Consider the following 21,817-nt stretch of genomic DNA (forward strand, 5'->3'; position numbering starts at 1 on the left):
AGCTATTGCCACATCAGTTGTCGAATACCATTCACGTACTTTGAATGGCGGGACTGACGAAGCGGGCAAGTCGCTAATAAACGGCTTAGCTCTTTCTCAAATTCAGCATCGGCTTTGAGCTCAAGTAACACATAATCTCCGAGCGGCACACTTCTGTGCAGGTTTGCATCGGCTTTATACCTTTGGTCATAGACACAAATGTTCTTATCAAATGTTGCTCTAATTTTCTGGCAATTTGAAATAAAATACTGGCGTGTATAGCGGCAGATAAGCACGGGGGTATGCTCAACGCCCCAAAGTAATTGCCCTTGCTCAGGCAGTTTGTCAAAACTGAGTTTTAGCGCTTTGGCCCAGCTAAACTCTAGATCATCAAAATCAAATTGGGTATCGAAAGTGACTTTGTAACCTTTCCCCCCCTGACGATGTTTAAACTCCAGTTTGGCTTTATTGGCATCATCGAGCTGATTGTACCAACGAATACGTACTTTCTTGCGGACACTGATCCCACTGAGGTTTTCTTCATAGCGCTCTAAATGAGGGGTGTCCAAATATAGGCTGTTTACATCTCGATCAGGGAAGTGCGGCTTAAACCATAAAGCATGGGTCATTAGCCATATTCTAACTTCTTCTAAACGGTTAAGCGGAATAGGGATCTTAACCTCGAAACGATAATTTGGTGTGTTATCTGTATTCATCTTGGTTTATCCGATTTCATAATTGTTCTGTAAAGGCCCTTTACATCTAGGTCTTGGCTATCTATTGCAGTGCCATTAATAGTCAGTACGCTGCCTGTTTCGACGGTGATTTTATTTTCACATTGTGCATCTAGGCAGTTAAATTCACTGACATCTAAAATTGCACCACCAAAAATAGGCTTCTTCGAATAGCTCATAAGTGCGTGATGTGTAACATTCTCAGCCGTGATATTGGTTGCTGTTATCTTGGTATCGTCTTTGGCAACTAGGCCGAAATTAACGTTATTAAAACGCGCGGTGTTCACCGTTAAATGACTGCGTTCACCACCTGATATGGCTTTGTCTCGCACACCATTGAATGACACATTATTGAGCGTAAGTTTTGAACCACTGACATCAATACCGTCTCCGCCAGAGCGAAAACCTATGCTTCTAAACTCACTGTCATTGACGCTACCCACGCAAAAGTCACAGTCAAAGGCATCAGACAATGCATTGGTGATCAACATACGATTAATTTCGATATCTCCATTAATGATGTTTAAGCCATCTTCTGACTGGTTTTCACTAATGTGAATGTCTTCAAGGAGCACCGGTGTTTTAACAAAATAGGTTGCACCGCGGGGTTGCCATAAGCCTAGCTTCGGGTTGCTTGAATAGCTGATATTGAGATGTCTAACAACCGATTTAGGACTGTACTCGTTTGAGAACACACTGAGTCCCGACCATTTTCGGCTATTGACTTGCTTGGTCAATGACGCGGGGTTATCAGTAGTACCTTTCACTGTTAAGTTGCCGAATACCATTAAGCCCGCTTTGGTTGCAAACTCTAAGTGAGCGCCAGCGGGCAAAACCAACTCAGTGTTATTTGGGGTGACTAAAAAGTCGTTAATTTGCCAAGTCCCCGGTTTTACATACCAATGCCCTTCATTGACTTCAATAAACGGGTATTGGCTCATTAATGAAGCGTTTAACGGTTGTGGGCGAGGAATAAAGTGCAGTGGCGCGATGTCTTTTTTAAACTGAAACGTAGCAATTTTTTTGCTCGCTAAGGCTGCACGTAAATCAACTGCAACAATGTCAGCAGGTAAGTTAATGTTGAGTGTCTCACCTGGGTTCAACACCCGAGGAAAGTCCGCGTTAACCTCTTCAAGCTCAGAGCGATCTTCATAGCGATTAAGACCGGTGATACTTTTTAAGTGCAGTGATTCCTTATCGTTGTTTACGAGTTCTAATACGCCAGTTCCAGATCTAGAATTAAAGCGCGCTAAGATATCCCAATTGGCGTGGCCTGCGTAATCTTGCATTTGTTGATGCAGGCTCGCATCAAACTGTCCAATATTTTGGCAACCAGCACCTTGGTAATCACTTTGCCAGCACATGATTTGAGTTTTCATAATCGTTAAATCAAAAGGTGCCAATAAAGGGCTATCGCCATGTAATTTGTTCAGTAGTGTTTGTTCATAGGCTTGTAATTCAGGTATTAAGTTTTGATTAATACGTTCAATTAAGGTTTGCTTAGCAATATCATAATGAGAACGAAGAATTGGGTCATCTAGCATAGCTTTAGAAAGGGCAAAATCATGGCTAGGTGGCGTCATTAACCAATGATGTTTGGCAGGTGTAACCGCAACATCACTTTGGATGGGCTCGAATTTAGCTAAATGCGGGTTGTAATACCAGCGCCAGTTATTCCATGTGAGCGCATGCCATGCCCCCCATAAATCGACAGTAGCTAAGTATTGCCCCATTTTTTTAGCATCAAATACATCACTAGCAGGGCGTTTTTTATTTAAAAAGTCATCCAGCAGCGCAAGTGCAATCTGTCTTTGTTGGCTCAGCGCTGGGTTGCCGAGAATGGTGCCGCGCTGCAGCTCACGGGGTTTAAGTACGCGCGTGATCTCACCTGCACTATTTTGAGTTTGTTCATGTATATCGAGTCGAGTTATCAAGCCTTCGGTACGATCGTTCACTGCAAGTAAGGATTGACTGAAGGCTTGCTCTACAAACATGGTGCCCCAATCTACGCCGTTTAGCACGACGCGAACTGGCATGTTTTTAGGCGCAATAATATCAAAGTCAGCCAACTCCATCGTTTTACTGAATAAGCTAGGACCTTGATGAATGCGCACATTTGGGGCTACTAAAGCAAATTTTCTAGATTCAAATAAGGCTTTTTTCTTTTTTAGTTCAAAGCGCAATGACCAACGTGTGTCGTTGCTAACATGATCAAGCATGTCACCTTGAAGACGCACTTTGGCAAAGTACTTTTGTTGGTTTAAATAAAGGGTGGCATTCACTTGATTGCGCTGCTCGGCAATGATGCCGTTTTTAAGCGCGTTGTTTCTATCTTGTTCAAGTTTGAGCCAGTCCTGGTATTTAATATCGACTTTGATAACAGGCAAGTCTTTATCGGCAGTCAGCAGGCGCTTAGGTGCAAGGCTGATGTCTTGCACCAACTGCATGAGTTTGCTTTTACCATCTTCGTAGTGGGCAACATAGCCGTTATGGATCAGGGCGATTTTCACTGCATTCACTGACGGTATTAACAGTAATATAAGAATTAACACGCCCAGCATAAACGCCTTGCGTTCGGGTGGGGTGTAAGTTGCTTTAGGCGTATCGAGTCTCATAACTACACTCCCGCAATATTATGTTGCTCAAGCAGTGAAATGTTGATCCCTTGGTACTTTTGCTTCAATGTATGCATGAATTCATCGATTTGTTTGGCTTCTTTGATTGAGATAAAGAAAGCGGCATCGAAGTGTTGCTCGCCAGTATCAAAGCGGCGCAATTCAAGGCGATCAACATACTGCTCTAGAATGTTTTTTACATCCGAAATAGCAATGTTCACAACGGGGTCATCACTGCGATAGTTAAGCGATAAAAACAGGCCATTCTCTTGTACATCTTTGCTGTGGCGCTTCTTAACCCAAGTCACTAATAACAGAGTGACAACACAAGCAACAATGGCTGCGAGAGTTTGTCCGGCGCCAAGGGCTACTGCTACACCTATGTTTAAAAATAAATAAACAAGCTCTTCAGGTTCTTTGATAGGCGTTCTGAAACGTACAATCGATAATGCGCCGACTAGACCAAGTGCTAAAGCTAGTGAGGCCTTGACCACAGTGATGATCAAAATAACCGTGAGCATAAGCAGTGGGAAAAGACGAGAGAAGTCTTGGCGATTACAAAATGCACTGGCGTACTTTCTAAAGTGGAAGCCAATGATACTTGCCATGATAAAGCCCATTAACAGGTTCAAAATCAAAGCACCAAGTTGCACGCTTGCATAAGGGAAAAACATCGAGCGGATGTCTTTAGGTAAAAATGCAATTAAGAGTGGGTCGACAGTTTCCATAATCATTCCTGCATATTTTTAAGGTTAAAACACTGAAATTAATAATTTAATTTTGAGTTTCTTAGTCCTTTAAATGACAGCTGATTAATTCAGATATTAAGCCTGTTAAGTTGAAAGTTGTGATAGGAGTTGCAAACTCTGTGCTAAAAACTTTTTTGGTATGAAAATTGAGCGTTAAGTTTAACGAAAATAATTCGATTAGGATGCGCGATATGAACTCACAAAAAGCTCTGTCAGTGTTGTTATTACTGGCTTTCACCTCAGCTTGTAAATACGAGCCGGTAAGTGAAAATACACAAGCTCAAAGCAGTAACAACTCAACAAGCCCGGCTGGAAATTCGCAAAATGCGAACACAACTGCGCCGTTACCGCCCATTGAAGTTGCAAAATGCGACGGAGAATGTACTTGTGATGAATTTAGCTCGCCATATAACGATACAGGGGTGACTTTTGCGGGGGATTATCCTGAAACGAACCTAGCATCATGTGATTTACAGTCAGGATTCAATCAAGACTGTAGCAATGGACGAGATAGTATGACTGACTTGGCAAAAACAGGAACTGGAAATGCAAGCTTCGATTACACCAAATTAGATACGCAAGGTCAGCCGCTTTCAGTGAATGCGGCGCAGTGGCAATGTGTGCGCGATAATGTCACAGGCTTGGTTTGGGAGGTAAAAAGTCCCGGAAACACGGGGGGAATTCAAGACAGCAGCTTTTCTTACTCTTGGTATGATGAAAGCTTACCCGATTATTCTACGGCAGATAATGGCGAGTGTGACGACAACTGTGATTCTCAAAGTTATCTTAACAAACTCAACACGCAAAAAGTTTGTGGCTTTGATGATTGGCGGTTACCAAATAAAATTGAATTACAAGATTTAGTACATTATGGCAATTCACAACCCAGCATTGATCGTGACTTTTTTCCAAATACTCAAGTTGGATTTTATTGGACTCAGAACATAGATACAGATGATACCAACAGCGTTTGGTCTGTGGGTTTTGGTACCGGACGAGTTGCTGGGGGCTTAAGTTCAGAGCCTAAGTACATAAGAGCAGTGCGTGGTGAGCAAAACCTCTATGGCATAGGTGAAGTAGTAAGTGAGGCCGAAAAACTTATTACGAATAGGCAAGTATTTGCTGGTAACCAAAGGTGTAGTGAACGCGTGAGTTTTTCTGCGCCTTCCACAAGGTACCTTCAAGACGAACAAGGCAATGTTTTTGATAAGCAAACAGGCCTGATATGGAAGCGATGTGTAGCAGGGCTCTCAGGTAGCGAGTGTAAAGATGGCAGTGCTGAGCAACTAGATTGGCAGCAAGCCTATGAATATGTTGCTAAACTCAATGATGCAAATACAGGCTCGCAATGGCGTTTGCCGAGTATTAAGGAGCTTCAGGCTAATAATGAATTAGCGTGCGAAGAGCCTGCGCTTAACCCATTTGTTTTTCCAAATGTACCAATGGGGCAAGTTTGGAGCGGTACACCGCATAATAAATTTGAAGACAGCAGTTACAACTACGAATACAGAAATAGCATTATTTTTTATAACAACCGCACCGTTAAACACTATGTGCATGCTGTTAAAAACTGTGCTGCAAATTCGCAATAGGAGCGTTATATGGATTATTTAAAGTACTCACTCATATCAGTTGTTATGTTTTTGGCTGCGCCAAGCTTTGCCGAAAACGTCAACTTTTATAACTATTCTTATGGTGTTAGCTATCAGACCCTGAGTGTGAATGATATCAATGAGGGTACTGAGCTTGATATGCAAGTAGATGATATGGCGCATTCAATTGGTATTTATTACAAAGGCGAACCTCGTAGCTTTTATCAATTCGCAATCGGTTTAGATTATGTTTATATCGAAGATGACAATCCGTTTAGTGAAGAAGTTAAAAATGCGATTACGGGTGAGGTTGAAAGTAGGGAGTCAGATGTTACTGGTACTTCAATCTATGGAGAGCTGGGTCTCATATCAAAAGATCATCTAGTCGAGAACTTTACGATAGGGGCTCTTGCTGGTTATCGTTATAACAATATTAGCCGTTCAATTTTTCGTTGCAGCAGTTGTGAAGAACAAGAGTTAGATAACTTCAAAAGTTCTGGTTATATAAAACCTTTTATCGAATATCAGTTTACTCGCCGTATACATGTTCAACTGAGTTATAGTCATTATTTCAACGATGAGGGCTTTGAGAATAGCATTGGTCTACACATCAGTTTTATGTCGTTGTAGCTAATTGAACTCCGGAGTCTTGGTTTTAAGCCTTTATCGAGGGCACGACTTGCTTGTAAGCAGAAATAATATGCGCCACATCGTTATTTTTGCCTTTAGCAATGCGTTGATAATGGCTGAGCATTTGTTTTAAATATCGCTCGGCTACGTCGAGTTGTATTGCATTTTCAGCTTGCCAGATCTGCTTACCGACCGCTGAGACAGGCTGGCTGTTTGATTTAGATGAAAGTAACATGACTTCGTAGAAACGTTTGTTATCTTCAACTAAAGCCTCCTGTACTAAGCCTAATTTTAGTTCATTCAGCTTGGCTCTTAGCGTGAATAGGTGATGTACAGGGCAAACTAAGTAATCAATGTCTAGGTTTGGATGTTGGGCATTAATGTTTGAGATAAATTGCGCGGTTAAATCGCCACCCACGCCAGCAATAATCACTAAATGCTTGCCTTTATGATCTTGCAAAGGCAGATGCGATACGTCTAAACAGTGAACTCGCCAATTATGCTGGTCATAGAATGCCTGCAGTTTGCTTTCAAGGCTTTGCATCAACTCAGGCACAATATCGATAAAATGGATGGTTTCATCGTTTTGCTTATCTAAAAGTGCCGCACCTAAATAACCGTGATCACAGCAACAGTCCCAAATATGGTCATAGTGAGGTGGCACCATAGACTTGATTAATTTTAAGCGTTTGCTGAGTTTCAAAACTTGACCTTGAAAGTATAAATATAACAAAACACGCTATTGTAAGGTGTTTAAAAGTTTTGGCGAGTATCTAAATGATTTAGTGTTAAGGTATTCCACTTAAATGAAAAAAGGAAGTATTATGCAAGCAAGCTGTCATTGTGGCGATGTCACTGTAGAACTGTTACAACCAATTGATTTAGTTACGAGCTGTAATTGCTCAATGTGTTATAGATATGGAGCAGTTTGGGCCTACTTTTCTCCTCAAAACGTCAAAATTAATTCGATAAGAAGTAATACAAAAACCTACAGCCATGGTGATAAGTTAATTGATTTTCATCATTGCGCTTGTTGTGGGTGTATAACCCATTACACTCCGACTGAGTTAGGTAATGCTGACCGAATGGCTGTAAATTTAAGAATGTTTAAGCGAGATATATTAGAGCAAGTCAATATTCGTTATTTTGATGGTGCGGACTCATGGACTTTTTATGAGCCTAATGCGACTCAAAAGGCACTCACTTCTTCAGTATAGGAGCGAAAATATGGAAATTAAGAGAGTTAACTACGAAGACTTGACCGCTATTACAAACTTAGTCGAAGCCGTCTCAAAAGTTGCTGTGCTGCCGTACTTTAATGATCAGGGTAAGCAAGAATATATAGCACGGGTGCTACCAGATATAAAAATGACCCTCGATAACGATAACTTTGTTTCTGTAAAAGCAGTATCAAACGACGCCCTATTAGGCTTTGCAGCAATGAGAGCCGGAAATTACCTCACGCATTTATTCGTTTCGCATCAAGCGCAAAGGCAAGGTATAGGGAGAAAGTTATTGCGGCACTTGCTTGATTCAACTGATGCGCAAGAGATAAAACTGCGTTCAGCAGTTAATTCCGTCGATTTTTATTTAAAATGCGGTTTTGAAATAACCGATCAAGAAGGTGAGTTTAATGGCATACGATTTGTGCCTATGTCATTGATAAAGTCAAAATCGCATAAATCGATATATAAGGAGAGAGCATGTCAGGCATTATAGAATTAGAGACGCTTTTGCAAAGTATGTCACCCGAATTACAAGCAGGTGAATTCGTATTTTGTACGGTAAAGAATTCGCTTTCAGAGGTTGTGTCGCTGCAACCAATTGCAACCTTTATGGAGCAAGAAGGGCTTACTGTAATTGTTGAAAAGCAACAAGCAGAACAAGCTAACCTAGAATTTGATGGTGTATTTAAACTGATCACCTTAACCGTGCACTCAAGCTTAGATGCAGTTGGGTTAACCGCAGCGGTTGCCACTAAACTGGCAAAGCACAATATTAGCGCGAATGTAGTTGCTGCGTTTTTTCACGACCATATTTTTGTCCAAACCGACAAGGCAGAGCAGGCTATGACAGCGTTAAGAGAATTTACCAATGAATAAGGCCCTGTTATGAAACCTGAAGAAATAGGCAAAGCCTATGATCAAATAACTGAGCGTTGGGCGGCAGATACTTTCAATATGTCTAACGGCATTGCACAACATGAAAAAGCCATTGCTTTTACCCAAAATAGGGATAAAGCGCTGGATATTGGCTGTGGTCGTACAGGGCGTTTTATTGAGTTGTTGTCTCAAGCTGGTTTTGATGTTTCAGGGCTTGATGTCTCCCAAAAAATGCTCTCGCTTGCAAAAGAGCGACATCCGCAAATCACTTTTGTTCACGCTGATATATGCAGTTACGACTTACCTTATAAATATGACTTTATTACTGCATGGGACAGTATTTGGCATATTCCTTTAAGTGAACAACGTAATGTTATTACCAAAATCGTCGACAGTTTAAATGCGGGTGGGGTGTTTATTTTCTCGTTTGGTGGCACTGAGTCAGAGGGTGCACATACTAACTGCGCTATGGGTCCTGAGGTTTATTACTCCTCTTTAGGCACAAATGGTTTTGTGTCGTTGTTAATAGAGTTGGGCTGTACTATTAAACATCTTGAATTCGAACAATATCCAGAGTTGCACACTTATATCATTGCCCAAAAGTAAAGAAGCAGAAAGACCAATCTAAAAGTTATATAGACAAATAAAGTTGCTGCTTAAGAGGTTTTCTGAAAAAGTGAGCGTATAAAAATATATCAACAGGAGTGCTCGTAATGAAAACAATAGGCCTATTAGGCGGGATGAGTTGGGAGTCTACGGCAAGTTATTACAAGGCCTTGAATGAAGGTATTAAAGCGAAACTTGGCGGTTTAAACTCGGCAAAAATTTGCTTGTATAGTGTTAACTTTGACGAAATCGAGCAGCTACAACATCAAGGTAAGTGGGCAGATACCGCAGTGATTCTCGCCGATGCAGCAAAGTCAGTAGAGCGTGCAGGTGCAGATTTCTTGATGATCTGTACTAATACCATGCATAAAGTAGTGCCAGAAATAGAAGCACAAATTAACATTCCTATTCTTCATATTGCCGATGCGACAGCTCAGTACTTAGTTCAAGATGAGATTTCAAAGGTGGGCTTATTAGGCACCCAGTTCACTATGGAGCAAGACTTTTACAAAGGCCGTCTGAGCGATAAATTCGGCATTGAAGTCATTGTGCCCGATAAAGATGACCGCGAGATTATTCATAATGTTATCTATGATGAATTATGTCGTGGGATCATCAATCAATCTTCTCAAGAACAATACCTCAAAATTATTGCCCGCCTTCATGAGCAAGGCGCACAAGCGGTGATCTTAGGGTGTACTGAAATTGCTTTATTGGTTAATCAAGCGAGTACTTGCATTCCTTTGTATGACACCACCGCAATTCATGTCGAGCAAGGAGTAGATTATGCACTCAGCAGTGATAGGTAACTTCTTTGCTATTCGGTTGGAGGTATATTTCTTACTTTTCTCTTTATTTGTTTTTTCTCCAAGCAGTTTTTCTACTGAGAAGTATTGCAAGCCATCAGATGGGGAAGCTCAATGTAAGGAAGTAAAGATTGGCTCTGCGGCGCTATTTACGATTGCCTTATTAGAGTCTGTGGTGCCTTACTGTGCAAAGTATGAAGAAGCAAATAAAGAAATTCGACAGTTTTTCAGGGATAAACAGTGGGAAGTTACTGAAGTGAAGAGGCGTTCATTGTTGAGTGACTACCCGACTGAATATGATGAACTTATGGCAGGTAATCGTAAATTGCATAAAGATGCAAGAATTACTGAAAAGCAAAGGAAAGAAGTGTGTTTTAAGTGGGCTAACTCAATCAAAGAATCTGATATTTTGGCAAGAGATTTAAGGTAGCTTAGGCCTTAATAAAATGTCGAAGCCGTGCTTTAGGCCCGTAGTTGTTCTGCCGTTATAAAAGCTCGTTTAGTAAAATGAAAAAGCAAAATCACAATCATTATCACAAAAAATGGTGTAAGGAATGCAACAAACTCGAGTTATCGCTTTAAGTGGTGTTTCTGGTGCAGGGAAAACTTCTGTTATTAAATGCCTTGCTGAAGAGTTTAATAGCCCAACATTGTTGTTCGACGATTTTGTAGAGCCGAACACTTACCCTTTAGATATGAAGGCATGGCTGCATCAAGGTGCAGATATTTCGCAAATAAAGTCTCCCAGACTCACCAAAGCACTCAGTGAATTAAAAGTACAATGTGGTTCGCCGATGATTTTTATCGAAGAACCTTTCGGGCGAGAGAGGGTTGAAATAGCCTATTTAATTGATTATGTGATCATGCTCGATATGCCTTTGGAAGTGTGTTTATCAAGAGTGAGCCAGCGCCATCTTAAAAACAGCAATGACCCGTCTACAACCCTAAGTAACTATATGCGAAAATATGACGATCACTTAAGAGCGGTTTATATAGCCGCAGCCAATCAAGTTCGTCAATCAAGCGACCTTATTATCTCAAATGTTGGTACAATTGCATCCATTCAAAGCGCAATAAGCGATTGGTTGCATGACAACGGCAAGTGATCGTCATTTTTAAATAAGAGATAGCCATGAAAGTGTTAGTAACAGGTTCTGCGGGCAGAGTCGGGCGTGCAATTTATATTAAATTAATGCGTACCCATCAAGTTGTAGGCCTAGATAAAACACCTTGCTCTACCGCCGATTATATTGGTGATATTCGCGATCAAACGCTGATCCAGCAAGCCCTCGAAGGGGTCGATGTCATTATTCATACCGCAGCCCTACATGCGCCCCATGTCGGATTATTATCTGACGATGAGTTTCAATCTATTAATGTCGATGCCACAGAGCAATTAGCCCTTGAGGGTATCAAGCTAGGAGTAAAGCAGTTTATTTTTACCAGTACAACAGCACTGTATGGCCATGCATCGACTCCTAAACACACCACTGGGTGGGTTAATGAGCAAATTACTCCACAGCCAAAAACAGTGTATCACCGCAGTAAAATTGCTGCTGAAGACAAGCTGAAATCGATTTCTGATGTATTTAAACTGCCTGTGACTGTACTGCAAATGTCACGCTGTTTTCCTGAGCCGGCCGACTTAATGGCGGTATATAGACTTACTCGGGGTATCGATGCGCGTGATGTGGCTAGTGCGCATTTAGCCGCGTTAGACACGCGCCTTACTGGGTTTAATCGTTTTATTGTGTCAGGAAAAACCCCGTTTAAAGCATCAGATTGCCCGCGTTTATTCAATGACGCCGCAGGTTTAATAAAGGAACAAGCCCCAGAACTGGCGGAGACGTTTTTACAGCGAGGATGGACACTACCCAATCAACTAGACCGAGTTTATGATTCTTCTGCTGCGCAGCAAAAGTTAGGGTGGCAACCAAAATATGGCTTCGAGTCGGTAATTGATATGTTGGATGTAGAGCTGGCTGAAGTTTTGCCTATTTAATTTCTTTTTAAGTACTCAGTCTTCATGCTCATATTTGGTTAAGTTAGGTGAGCTATGATTTAGCCTGTTGAAATAGAAATAACAAAAATTTAAGGACATGTGATGCAACCTAAAGCAAACAATAATCTGCTATTGGCAGCGGGGATCTTTTTGGGCCTGACATTATTTGCGGTCATTGCCTCGAATGCGGCAATTTCAATTAAAGAATATGAGCGCACCGTTACGGTAAAAGGCTTGTCAGAGCGTGAAGTGCTCTCTGATGTAGTGATATGGCCAATTCAATTCAGTGCTGCTGAAAATGACTTAAAAGCTCTTTATGAGTCACTTGATGAGAAAACAGCTCACATCAAAGACTTTTTAGAAAAGAACGGCATCAAGTCTGAAGATATTAGCTTTACTTCTCCGTCTGTGACTGACAAATCGGCGCAGCAATGGGGTGATAATGCCCGCGCTGAGTTTCGTTATACCGCGCAGCAAAATGTAACCGTCTATTCGCAAGACTTAGATGCAGTGAGAAACGTCATGAGTAAACTGTCTGAGCTGGGTAAACAAGGCATCGTGTTTACCTCAGGTAGCTACCAGTTTCAAACCGAATATATTTACTCCAGTTTAAATGAACTTAAGCCAGATATGATCGAAGAAGCAACCAAAAATGCCCGGAAAGTGGCAACAAAGTTTGCCGAAGATTCAGGTAGCAAGTTAGGTAAGATTAAACGTGCCTCGCAAGGTCAATTTAGTATTTCGGCTCGAGACAGAAACAACCCGCATATTAAGAAAATACGGGTTGTATCAACCGTTGAGTATTATTTGTCAGATTGATTTTTCTGTAGGCGCGACTTTACATCGCACTTTTTGAATGTTTTTACGTTGGTTAAATTTACGTTGTAGGTCGGGCTTTAGCCCGACAAAATATTCAAACCATGGCGAAATAAATTACCCGACATAAAGTCGGTGCTACCGGAGCGTAAATACTTTGTCGCCGTAAACGACGACCTACATTCAAAAAAACAGACTGGTGGTTTCTGTAGGCGCGATTTTACATCGCGCTTTTTGAATGGGTTTGCATGGGGTAAACCCACGCAAACAATATGATCACAATGAATTAGCAAACTTAGTCTCAGTTAACGAGGCTTCAGTTTCCATTTCACCACGGTGGTCTTTTGCCAGCATTTGATAAAGCAGTGGTAATACAATCAGTGTGAAGAAAGTACCAATCAACATACCTGCTACTAAAATAATACCAATACTATTTCGTGCTTCTGCGCCCGCGCCGGTTACCAATACTAATGGGAAGTGACCAAGTACCGTTGCACCTGTTGTCATTAATATTGGGCGTAAACGTGTCGCTGCAGCGCCTTTAACCGCTTCAAGTTTCGACTTACCTTCAAGTTGCAGATGATTGGCAAACTCTACGATTAAAATACCATTTTTTGCAATCAGACCAATTAAAGTAATAAGGCCAATTTGGCTATAAATATTAATCGTCGTTAATTGTAAAAACGGTAGCATCAGAGCACCGGCAAGCGCTAATGGCGCACAGCCCAGTAACACCACAAGTGGGTCGCGGAAGCTGTTAAATTGAATCGTCAGTAAGAAATACACCACAATCATCGACACTAACAGTACGCCAACCATGGTATTGCCTTCTTTACGTAACTGGCGCGATTCTCCGGCATGGTCGATTGAGTAGCTTGCAGGCAATATGTCTGCTGCAATCTCTTCAACAGCCGTTAAACCTTGCTCTTTGGTTACGTGTGGTAAAACACCCGCTAAGATCCTAAATGAACTTTGTTGATTAAAAGACCCTAATACGCGTGGGCTCGTGAAGGTTCTTAAGCTCGCAAATGATGACACAGGAATAAGCTCACCAGAATCCGTGCGTATCTTCATGTCTAAGATGTTTTCAGGATTGTAACGGTCACCGTTATCAACTGCTGGAATAACACGATACGCCTTACCATCTTTGTTGAAGTAATTTACAAAGTTATTCGACATTAAAATGCTCAGCTGTTCGTTTACCGATTGCAGGTTTAGGCCTAAATCTGCAATTAATTCGCGGTCAATTTCCAGCTCTGCTTGTGGTAAATCGATTTTTAAATCGGTATTAACGAACAAGAAGTTGCCACTGGCATTCGCTTTCGCGATGATCTCATCAGCATATTTCTTCATTGCCACAGGGTCGTCATTGGCTCTGACTACCATTTCGATATCGAACTGGCCCGCAGTTGGTAAAGAAGCTGGCAAAATAGGGAACAAGCTCAAGCCATTTACACTTCCAAGGCGCGCAAATAGGTCGAAGTATAAGTCATGAACCGAATTTTCACGCTCTTCATAAGGTGCTAACTCAACCCCACCGAAACCAGCGGCTGCGGTGATAATTTGCCAAGTGAATTTTGCGCCTTCAGTTTCATTCATGACCTTTGCTGTGTCATTCATTCGACTTGAGGTATAGGCCTGAGAAGACTCAGGTGGCGCTTCAACCACGACTTGAATGCTGCTTTGATCTTCAACTGGCGCAAGCTCTTTTTGCGATAGTAAATAAAAAGGTGCAGACAATAATGCGAACACAATGGCAATAAAAAACACTTGAGGACGCCATGCAAACAACTTATCTAAAGACTTGAAGTAGAAACTTTGTAACTTGTCGAAATAGCTATTTACTTTACGTGTAAGCTTACCTTCTTTACCACCCTCAGGGCTGACATAAGCACTCATGATCGGAGACAGCGTGATAGCCACTAGGCCCGAAATTAATACCGCAATGGCCAAAGTAAACGCAAACTCACGGAATAAGAAACCAGTTAAACCTGTTAAGAAGCCAATTGGGGCGTATACCGCAGCAAGGGTTAAGGTCATGGCAATCACGGGCACTAATAACTGACGCGAGCTGATAAGCGCAGCTTGCAATCGAGGTTTGCCTTCTCGCATGTGACGCGCCACGTTTTCAACCACCACGATGGCATCATCAACCACTAAACCAACCGATAATACGATGGCTAGAATGGTTAATAGGTTTAATGAAAAGCCCATCATCGAAATAACGGCGATGGCACCTAAAATCGAAATCGGAATGGTCACCAATGGCACAAGTGCTGTTCTGAAAGAGCCCATCATCGCAACGATTACAATACCTACAAGTAGCACTGTTTCGGCAAGTGTCGTGAAGATCTCTTTAATTGAGTCACGCATGTACAGCGTACCATCGTAACCAATTTCGATATTCATACCATTTGGTAGACCATCGTTGATCTGCGGTAACTTGGCATAAAGCGCGTCACCAATGTCGATTTCATTCGCACCAGGCAGCGCCCAAATCGCTAAGAAAACGGTGTCATGAGAATCTAAACGTGCCGTAACCATGCCTTCGGCTTCGCCTATTTCGATGTCGGCAACTGTACCAAGACGAAGTTGCGAGCCGTCTTGCTCTTTGATAATTAGGTTTTCAAAATCGGCCACGCTTTTCAGGCTGGTATTGGCCATTAAATCGATGCGTTGACGGTTGTTTTCACTGTAACCTAATGTCGCAATGGTGTTATTTGCTTGCAGTGCAGCAAACACATCACTGGCACTTAAATCATAAATAGCGAGTTTATCTGCGTTTAACCAAATACGCATTGCAGGGTCGCGGCCACCTTCAAGGGTGACTTTTTGCACGCCCTCAATGTCGCTCATGCTTGGCACAACATTACGAATAAGATAATCACTGACTTCACTGCGCGGTAAGCCTTGCGACTGCACATCTAAATAGAACACGGCATAGGGGCTATCGGCACGCACAATTTGGATAGCGGGGTCTTCAGCACCCGTTGGTAACTCAAACTTAATTTGGTTGAGCTTAGTGGTTAATTCAGCGAGCGCATCTGTGGTGCTATGGTTTAGCTCAAGCCAAGCTGTGACTTTACTAAAGCCCGCAGTGGTGACTGAATCAACATAATCAACGCCGGGCACGGTTGAGGTTACACGTTCAATTGGCTCTGTCACATAGCCTTTAACGACATCAGCAGACGCACCTGTATACACGGTATTGATAACCAGTGACGCACTTTCAATCTTAGGATATTGCTGTACCGAAATCTTTTGCGCGGCGTTTAGGCCTGCCAAGATGATCAATACCGACAGTACAATTGCAAGTACGGGGCGATTGACAAAAATGTCCATGAAAGAAGGTTTGTTCTCATGTAATGCACTCATTACTGACCTCCGGTATTATCGTCCGTCGTGGCTAATTGCTCATCTAATGGCGCGGTATAAACCAAAATACCTTCCCTTAATTTAAATGCGCCTTCGCCAGCGATAAACTCACCGCCATTTAGGCCAGATAACACAACTTGTTGGTCACCTAACTTTTCACCTAATGTGACTTTGATCGGTTTAGCGCGCCAGTTTTGTTGATCATCTTTTTCAAGTGCATAGACAAACTCACCAAAGTGACTACGAGTGATTGCTGCGGTTGGTACGACAACCGCATTGGTTGTATAGAGCGGTACACGCACGCTGGCAATTTGGTTATGACTGAGCGCGCCATTTAGATTCGCGATTTCAGCTCTATAGCTTTGCTGTCGAGAGTTGGCATCTAGCATTGGCATTTTAGCGATGACCTTTGCTACAACTTCTGATGTGTTTTGATTCACCAGTGCGACTTTCATTTCTTCACCGATTTTAGGCTGGCGAAGTGTTTGCGGTACTGAGAAGTCGACCCAAATAGTGTCGTTCAGGCCCACTAATGTGGTGATTTGAATATTTGCATCGATAAGCTGACCCACTTGATATTGGCTTAGCCCAACTTGGCCTTTGAAAGGGGCGGTAACGGTTTTTTTGTTAATAACGGCATTGAGGTTTTGTACTTCGGCTTTAGCAACGGCTACATCAGCGCGTGCTTTGTCGACTTCATCCGGGCTAATGCGTTTTTGTTGCAGCAGCTTTGTTACTCGTGAATAGGTTGATTCAGCTAAAGTAACACGTGCTTTTGCAGCGGCGAGCTGTGCCTTTTCGACACTGGTATCTAAGCGCAGCAACACTTGGCCTTTTTCAACAATGTCACCGGGTTTAAAGCCAACGTAATTGATAGGGCCCGGATACTCATTGCTAATATCGATGATGCTCGGTGCTTTTAACTGGCCGATCACCTTGCTAGTTTGCGTATACTGAATTGTTTCAGCGTAAACGCTAGCCACTGACGCCGAAGGTTCAGGAAAAGATTCGCCAAACGCGATCATGGCTTGAATTTGGTTAAACTTGGTAAGTCCTAATCCGCCTATAACCGTAAAGATAATGAGAATGCTGACAATCCAGCGTTTAATATTCATGGTGTTGCTCCCTTAACGTAATTCTAAATTAATAAGTGCTTGCTCAATTCGCTCAAGAGAGTCTGGCGTGATTGGAGACTGCCAAGGGTAACTGTTGAGAAGGCGAATTGTGCTACGAATGATTGGTGCGTTGAAGGCAATAGGCTCTAGTAGTGAGGCTGTACCTTCGATAATCTGTTGCTGTTGCTTAACGCGTAAAACTTGCTCGTAACCTACGGTTAGTGCCCAGCCGCTAACGATAATTTCTTCAATGACTTCACTTAAATTAGGCACTTCTTTGAGCTCGCCCGCATTGATCCCATCCATGATGGCAAGCTTGAAACCTTGCTCACATAAATTACAAGCTTCAATCATTTTGCCTGACCATAATGACGAGGCGCGTTTGATCACCGCTTCGTTGGTTGCGTAAGACTGCAGCTCGTAATCAAACTCAAAACATTGCAGCTTCTTCGGGGCAATGAGGGTGATTGCCAGCATTTTCTCTGGGGTAGACAGAGGAAGCTTTAAAACACGCTCAAATACCGCTGAGGCATGTTTAAACGATTGAAATGCTAGCGCAAGCACAATGTCTTCTTTACTTTGAACAAATTTATAGACAGATCCCATCGACAAGCCTGCAAGGCGGGCAATTTTTGCCATGGTGAAATCGGTAATTGAGGACTCTTGGATACACTGAACAGCCGCATCAAGGATCATTTCTTGTTGCTGTTCAGGGCTAAATTTTGGTGCTGGCGCCATACTTTATATCTCTTAAATCTTTAGAATAACCACATTCGAATGGTATTCGAATGTGGTTATTCTAGTTTTCTTTGGGGTTTTGTCAACCAATGGCTGGCTAGAAAACCCACTTATTTGATTTTAAAAATTGCTTATTAAATAAACTCAGAGAGTTAGCTTAAAGCGATTGAGTGACGCACTTTAAAACCTCGAGTAAGGCTAAGGTCAAGGACTTATTTGAAAGTTTTTAAGAATGCTTTAAAAGTGCTGCTTTAAGGAATAGCTATATGGGTTCTTGTAATAAATGGAGGTATAAAAAGGCGTAAGCGAGAGCTGGTCTTGCCTTTTTCACCTTTTTATACCGGTTCAGTGTGAGGTGAGGCTTAGGTTTTATATGTGCACTGATTGGCACACATTATTATCTGTCGTTGTAATTACAAATTCGACGATAAAAAAGCCCAACCTTCTTGAAACCGAGATGCTCATTGAAACCGCTGGATTCATTTCACCCCATATGAAAAGCCAGTATCTTTAAGCAAGCTGACTACTTACTGCTTTTTAAAGCTTTTGACCTAAACCAAGACACTTTTTAAGTGTTTGTTGTATATTGCTTACGATTGCCCCAATATTGGTAATAATCCAAAAGCCAACAAAGTACAGGCGAGCAGTGACAATAGAGACCCAGTTCGTACCATCACTTTAACTGTAAATTCGGCATTAACGTTTGCTGAAAACCCCGCGCCAGCAATGGGGAGCGCTTTACTTGCACCAGTTATAGATGCAATGGTTATTCCTAACCAAATAAGTATGAATCCAAATACAGAACCATAAGCTGCTACAGTTTCCCAAAACAAAGGCAGCTCAACCAAAGACCAGATAACTCCAAAGATCGCTAAAGCCATTGCGCACTGAACCGCAGTCAAGTGACCAGAAAGAGCCATACGGGAGTTTTTTACCACTGGTATCAAGGCACCTTGTATTAAACCGATAAGAAAAAAAACAATTCCAATAAAGATTAGTTGTGCACCTATTTGTGTAAGTTCTATCATGACGTTCCTTATATATGCATAAAACTGGGTTAAGAAGTAATATTTACATTACTGACGTTATCAGTGTTTAGCAGAGGACTTTGCTGGTATTGGTTTTTAAATTTTTGAAACGCATTCATTGTTAATCTCCATAAAAAATACATGGTAAAAAACGGAATACTAAAATTCATTCACCTAGATTCATTTTTTAATTTACTTAGTGTCTGTGGCGCAATACCAAGATATGAGGCTATATGATAAGACTTAACTTGTTTAAATATAAAAGGATACTCGTCAAGTAAACGGGCATACCTCTGGGCAGCAGTCTCTGACATAAGAGAAAGAACACGTTTGTATGTAGCAGAATAGTAGGTGTCATGTATCCATATTCTCGCTAAGCGCTCCCATTTTTTGTCTTGTGATATGAGCTTGTTAATCGCTTCTAGGGACGCAACATAAAAAACCGAGTCTTCTATAATTTCAAAATTCAGCATTGACCCAGTTTTTTCAGAAAAGCTTACACTGTCGTCCATAAAGTGATTTAAGCCATGCTTACTTTTTCCGCGAAAATATAGCTGCCAAGTATGCTCTTTGCCATTTATATCAATAAAATATGATCGAGCTAAGCCACTTTTAATAAACCATATTTCACTAAATACGTCACCTGCATGATGTACTATTGTTCCTTTTTCTACATATCTTATGTCAAATATTTCGCAAGCATCAGCCCACTCATCATCATTTATAGGAATAAAGTGCTCAATCAGCTTTCTAAAATATTTCATAGAATTACATCTGTTGGTTTTTAATATAAAGCTGCCACTAAAATGGGGAAGGGCATCTTGTCGTTTGAATGCATCGGTATTTTAGATTTCATTTCGACTAACTAAGCTAGGTTCGACAATTGGTTTACCGTCTTCATGAAAAAATGGATTAGGGCTACCTTTTCCAAAGATTTTCCAGATAAGTAACTTTCTCATGATAGTAAGCAAAAGGCGAGCCTTTGATTTACCAGCTTTAAGTTCGTCTGACGGGTTTCCTGTGGCATGCTCTGTATATACAGAGCCAATGATAGGGCCTATTTTCAAGTCGATATTTTGATCTGACGCGATGAAAGAATGTACCAGCCCCACAAAAGGTAAATTTAACCCAACTGTATTTCCTATTGGCGTTTGACAACATGATGCATACCAGCGATATAAACCTTTGTCACTAAGCTTAAGGCAGGAAATATTCTCTAAACCATGATTGATTTTCATACGTGAAGGGTCGATTTGGAATATTTCTGTACCACCAAATTCATTTAAAATATTGTCAGCCTTATCGAACTGTTTGGCAAAGTTTCGGCAATCTTCGCAGTAGCAAACCAATCGATTACCGCACCCTGGTTTTACATTACTAACGACACCTGTTACTCCCCCACAATTACACTTTAATTTTAAATCTTCCACTTGAACTCCATTTTACGCAAGACTGAATGACATTACTCCTAATAAGTCTTTAACATTATATTTTTATTTATAATCAATGTTTTAACTTTATTTCAAAGGAACCTTTTCCTCCCCTACAATCATTGAAGATTGCAGCATAGTTGCCTGTTAATATTCGCAGATAAGAGTACAAAGCCAAATTTACGAATTTGGCTCTATGGCTTCTTTGTACGCGATTAAATGGTCAAAAACCTGCTCTGAAATGGCTTCTAGCGCTTCTTGAGTATCGCCTTTTGCTAAGTTTGTGACGATGAAAATACCAATATTTTGCTTCGGATAAATAGCTAGCCAACTAGACGTGCCCATTGAGCCGCCACTTTGATATAGCATGATTTCATTTGAATCGTCTTGAGCTGTGTTCCAATAAAACGCTGTGCCATGACCCATCCAACTTTGTTCTAAAAGTTGATGAGAAATAGCTACTTCAGGCTCTGAAGATAATTGATGGCGCATATAATGTGTCATGGACTCAAGGTCTGAAGTTAACCCGCCGCCTGCATACCAATATGCACTCGCCAAGGGCATCTGATTACCGTTTCCATCTGAACCGATTGTAACCTTACTCACCTCCGAATGTGCGCGTCTGAATTTAGTATTCAGCTCTCCAGATTTGCTGGTGATCATGTCAGTAACCAGCAATTCAAAGGGTTTTTGATACACAGATTCAATAATATAAGCCGCTAAATTAGTCCCCACGCTAGAATAGACATAGTCCTCGCCAGGTATAGAGCTAAGCGTCACTGCTTTAAGGTCGTTAAAGTAATCGGCTCTGGTGTATTTTGATATTTTTTCAAAATATCTGCCTTGCTCTATATCTTCGCGACTGACAGCAAAACTATATGGTAGCCCACTGGTGTGCGTTAAAAGGTGTCGCAAAGTTATATATTGGTTGGAAAGTTCTAAATTTTTGTATTTGTCATCTTTAAGGTATTGGCGAATATCTTTATCAAGCTCAACTTTGCCGTCCTGAATGGCTTTTGCAACAACTAATCCTGTATACGTTTTGGTGATTGAGCCAATTTCGTAAAGTGTTTGGTTATTAGGTGCATCACCATTGCTTAAGGTTCCTAAGTGATATTGGTACGTTTTGTCTGCATCTACCACAGAAATGGAGACGACCTGCCCAGCGTTTCCATCAATAAATTCACTAAGCTCCTCTTTTGTGTTTGCTTCAAAATTTATTGCATCATGACTTTTACACGCAGCCAACACTGAGAATAATGAAGCAACCAATATAGACGGTATGGTGCGGGTTAGTAAGTGGTTCATTGTTTTCCTTTTACAATTATCAAAATCACTTATTAGACGTTAAGAACGAGCAAAAGGTTTAAATGTTGAATTAATTTAGATGCTTAACAAAGCCAACGCAGGGCTAAGGTTTGCGTTTAAAGGATGCGAGAGAGGTATTATACGAAAGGTATGCAATAAGGCTGAACAGATCTGCCTTATTGCATTTGATAG

22 protein-coding genes are annotated in these 21,817 nt (G+C 41.4%); 11 read left to right on the forward strand and 11 right to left on the reverse strand.

Translation table 11 applies throughout. The features are described from left to right. Positions 1-2 precede the first annotated feature (2 nt). From PP2015_RS18210 to PP2015_RS18220, 3 genes are read right to left on the reverse strand one after another with little or no spacing between them, the layout of a single operon-like run. Positions 3-695, reverse strand: a complete 693-nt coding sequence (locus PP2015_RS18210) for a polyphosphate polymerase domain-containing protein (protein WP_058031928.1) — start codon at positions 693-695, stop codon at positions 3-5. Next, positions 692-3,328, reverse strand: a complete 2,637-nt coding sequence (locus PP2015_RS18215; RefSeq protein WP_058031929.1) for a CotH family protein — start codon at positions 3,326-3,328, stop codon at positions 692-694. Before PP2015_RS18215 ends, PP2015_RS18210 begins: the two co-directional genes overlap by 4 nt. A gap of 2 nt (positions 3,329-3,330) precedes the next feature. Then, complete coding sequence (locus PP2015_RS18220; protein WP_058031930.1) at positions 3,331-4,056, reverse strand: DUF4956 domain-containing protein; 726 nt, start codon at positions 4,054-4,056, stop codon at positions 3,331-3,333. 212 nt (positions 4,057-4,268) lie between these two features. Here PP2015_RS18220 and PP2015_RS18225 point away from each other — a divergent pair, with 212 nt between their 5' ends. Both PP2015_RS18225 and PP2015_RS18230 read left to right on the forward strand, forming a co-directional pair. Then, a complete protein-coding gene (locus PP2015_RS18225) occupies positions 4,269-5,669 on the forward strand; it encodes an Lcl C-terminal domain-containing protein (RefSeq protein WP_058031931.1) in 1,401 nt (466 codons plus the stop codon). Between the two features lie 9 nt (positions 5,670-5,678). Further along, on the forward strand, positions 5,679-6,299 hold the full coding sequence (locus tag PP2015_RS18230) for a hypothetical protein (RefSeq protein ID WP_058031932.1): 621 nt from the start codon (positions 5,679-5,681) through the stop codon (positions 6,297-6,299). Between the two features lie 25 nt (positions 6,300-6,324). Here the strand turns inward: PP2015_RS18230 and PP2015_RS18235 are convergent, their stop codons facing one another. Next, a complete protein-coding gene (locus PP2015_RS18235; RefSeq protein ID WP_083496726.1) occupies positions 6,325-7,002 on the reverse strand; it encodes a tRNA (adenine(22)-N(1))-methyltransferase in 678 nt (225 codons plus the stop codon). Positions 7,003-7,123: 121 nt separating this feature from the next. Between PP2015_RS18235 and PP2015_RS22020 the strand changes: the two genes are divergently transcribed. The 9 genes from PP2015_RS22020 (at position 7,124) to PP2015_RS18280 (ending at position 12,634) form a co-directional block, all read left to right on the forward strand. Beyond that, positions 7,124-7,516 carry a GFA family protein gene (locus PP2015_RS22020; RefSeq protein WP_227009273.1) on the forward strand — a complete coding sequence of 131 codons (393 nt, stop codon included), beginning with the start codon at positions 7,124-7,126 and terminating at the stop codon, positions 7,514-7,516. 10 nt (positions 7,517-7,526) lie between these two features. After that, entirely contained in the window at positions 7,527-8,018 is a 492-nt protein-coding gene (locus PP2015_RS18245; protein WP_058031933.1) for a GNAT family N-acetyltransferase, read from the forward strand. Then, positions 8,003-8,401, forward strand: a complete 399-nt coding sequence (locus PP2015_RS18250; RefSeq protein WP_058031934.1) for an ACT domain-containing protein — start codon at positions 8,003-8,005, stop codon at positions 8,399-8,401. Before PP2015_RS18245 ends, PP2015_RS18250 begins: the two co-directional genes overlap by 16 nt. A gap of 9 nt (positions 8,402-8,410) precedes the next feature. Next, positions 8,411-9,007, forward strand: coding sequence for a class I SAM-dependent DNA methyltransferase (locus PP2015_RS18255; protein ID WP_058031935.1), 597 nt, complete (start codon positions 8,411-8,413; stop codon positions 9,005-9,007). Between the two features lie 107 nt (positions 9,008-9,114). Then, positions 9,115-9,816 (forward strand): aspartate/glutamate racemase family protein, encoded by a 702-nt coding sequence (locus tag PP2015_RS18260; protein ID WP_058031936.1) that lies wholly within the window; start codon positions 9,115-9,117, stop codon positions 9,814-9,816. After that, complete coding sequence (locus tag PP2015_RS18265) at positions 9,794-10,243, forward strand: hypothetical protein (protein ID WP_058031937.1); 450 nt, start codon at positions 9,794-9,796, stop codon at positions 10,241-10,243. Before PP2015_RS18260 ends, PP2015_RS18265 begins: the two co-directional genes overlap by 23 nt. 124 nt (positions 10,244-10,367) lie before the next feature. Continuing rightward, the gene (locus PP2015_RS18270; protein ID WP_058031938.1) at positions 10,368-10,919 is read left to right on the forward strand and encodes a nucleoside/nucleotide kinase family protein; all 552 of its coding nucleotides are present in this window, start codon (positions 10,368-10,370) and stop codon (positions 10,917-10,919) included. A gap of 26 nt (positions 10,920-10,945) precedes the next feature. Next, entirely contained in the window at positions 10,946-11,815 is an 870-nt protein-coding gene (locus PP2015_RS18275; protein ID WP_058031939.1) for an NAD-dependent epimerase/dehydratase family protein, read from the forward strand. Positions 11,816-11,917: 102 nt separating this feature from the next. Then, positions 11,918-12,634, forward strand: a complete 717-nt coding sequence (locus PP2015_RS18280; protein WP_058031940.1) for an SIMPL domain-containing protein — start codon at positions 11,918-11,920, stop codon at positions 12,632-12,634. A 273-nt stretch (positions 12,635-12,907) separates the two neighbouring features. Here the strand turns inward: PP2015_RS18280 and PP2015_RS18285 are convergent, their stop codons facing one another. The 7 genes from PP2015_RS18285 to PP2015_RS18315 form a co-directional block, all read right to left on the reverse strand. Next, a complete protein-coding gene (locus tag PP2015_RS18285) occupies positions 12,908-16,006 on the reverse strand; it encodes an efflux RND transporter permease subunit (protein ID WP_058031941.1) in 3,099 nt (1,032 codons plus the stop codon). After that, positions 16,006-17,121, reverse strand: coding sequence for an efflux RND transporter periplasmic adaptor subunit (locus tag PP2015_RS18290; protein WP_058031942.1), 1,116 nt, complete (start codon positions 17,119-17,121; stop codon positions 16,006-16,008). Before PP2015_RS18290 ends, PP2015_RS18285 begins: the two co-directional genes overlap by 1 nt. Before the next feature lie 12 nt (positions 17,122-17,133). Further along, positions 17,134-17,859 carry a TetR/AcrR family transcriptional regulator gene (locus PP2015_RS18295; RefSeq protein ID WP_058031943.1) on the reverse strand — a complete coding sequence of 242 codons (726 nt, stop codon included), beginning with the start codon at positions 17,857-17,859 and terminating at the stop codon, positions 17,134-17,136. Between the two features lie 590 nt (positions 17,860-18,449). Next, positions 18,450-18,887, reverse strand: a complete 438-nt coding sequence (locus tag PP2015_RS18300; RefSeq protein WP_058031944.1) for a hypothetical protein — start codon at positions 18,885-18,887, stop codon at positions 18,450-18,452. Between the two features lie 170 nt (positions 18,888-19,057). Further along, positions 19,058-19,651 (reverse strand): Crp/Fnr family transcriptional regulator, encoded by a 594-nt coding sequence (locus tag PP2015_RS18305; RefSeq protein WP_058031945.1) that lies wholly within the window; start codon positions 19,649-19,651, stop codon positions 19,058-19,060. Positions 19,652-19,732: 81 nt separating this feature from the next. After that, entirely contained in the window at positions 19,733-20,317 is a 585-nt protein-coding gene (locus PP2015_RS18310; RefSeq protein WP_058031946.1) for a DUF6151 family protein, read from the reverse strand. 180 nt (positions 20,318-20,497) lie between these two features. Next, on the reverse strand, positions 20,498-21,625 hold the full coding sequence (locus PP2015_RS18315) for a serine hydrolase domain-containing protein (RefSeq protein WP_058031947.1): 1,128 nt from the start codon (positions 21,623-21,625) through the stop codon (positions 20,498-20,500). Positions 21,626-21,817 lie beyond the last annotated feature (192 nt).

Origin of the sequence: Pseudoalteromonas phenolica, from assembly GCF_001444405.1 — a bacterium.
GTDB lineage: Bacteria > Pseudomonadota > Gammaproteobacteria > Enterobacterales > Alteromonadaceae > Pseudoalteromonas > Pseudoalteromonas phenolica.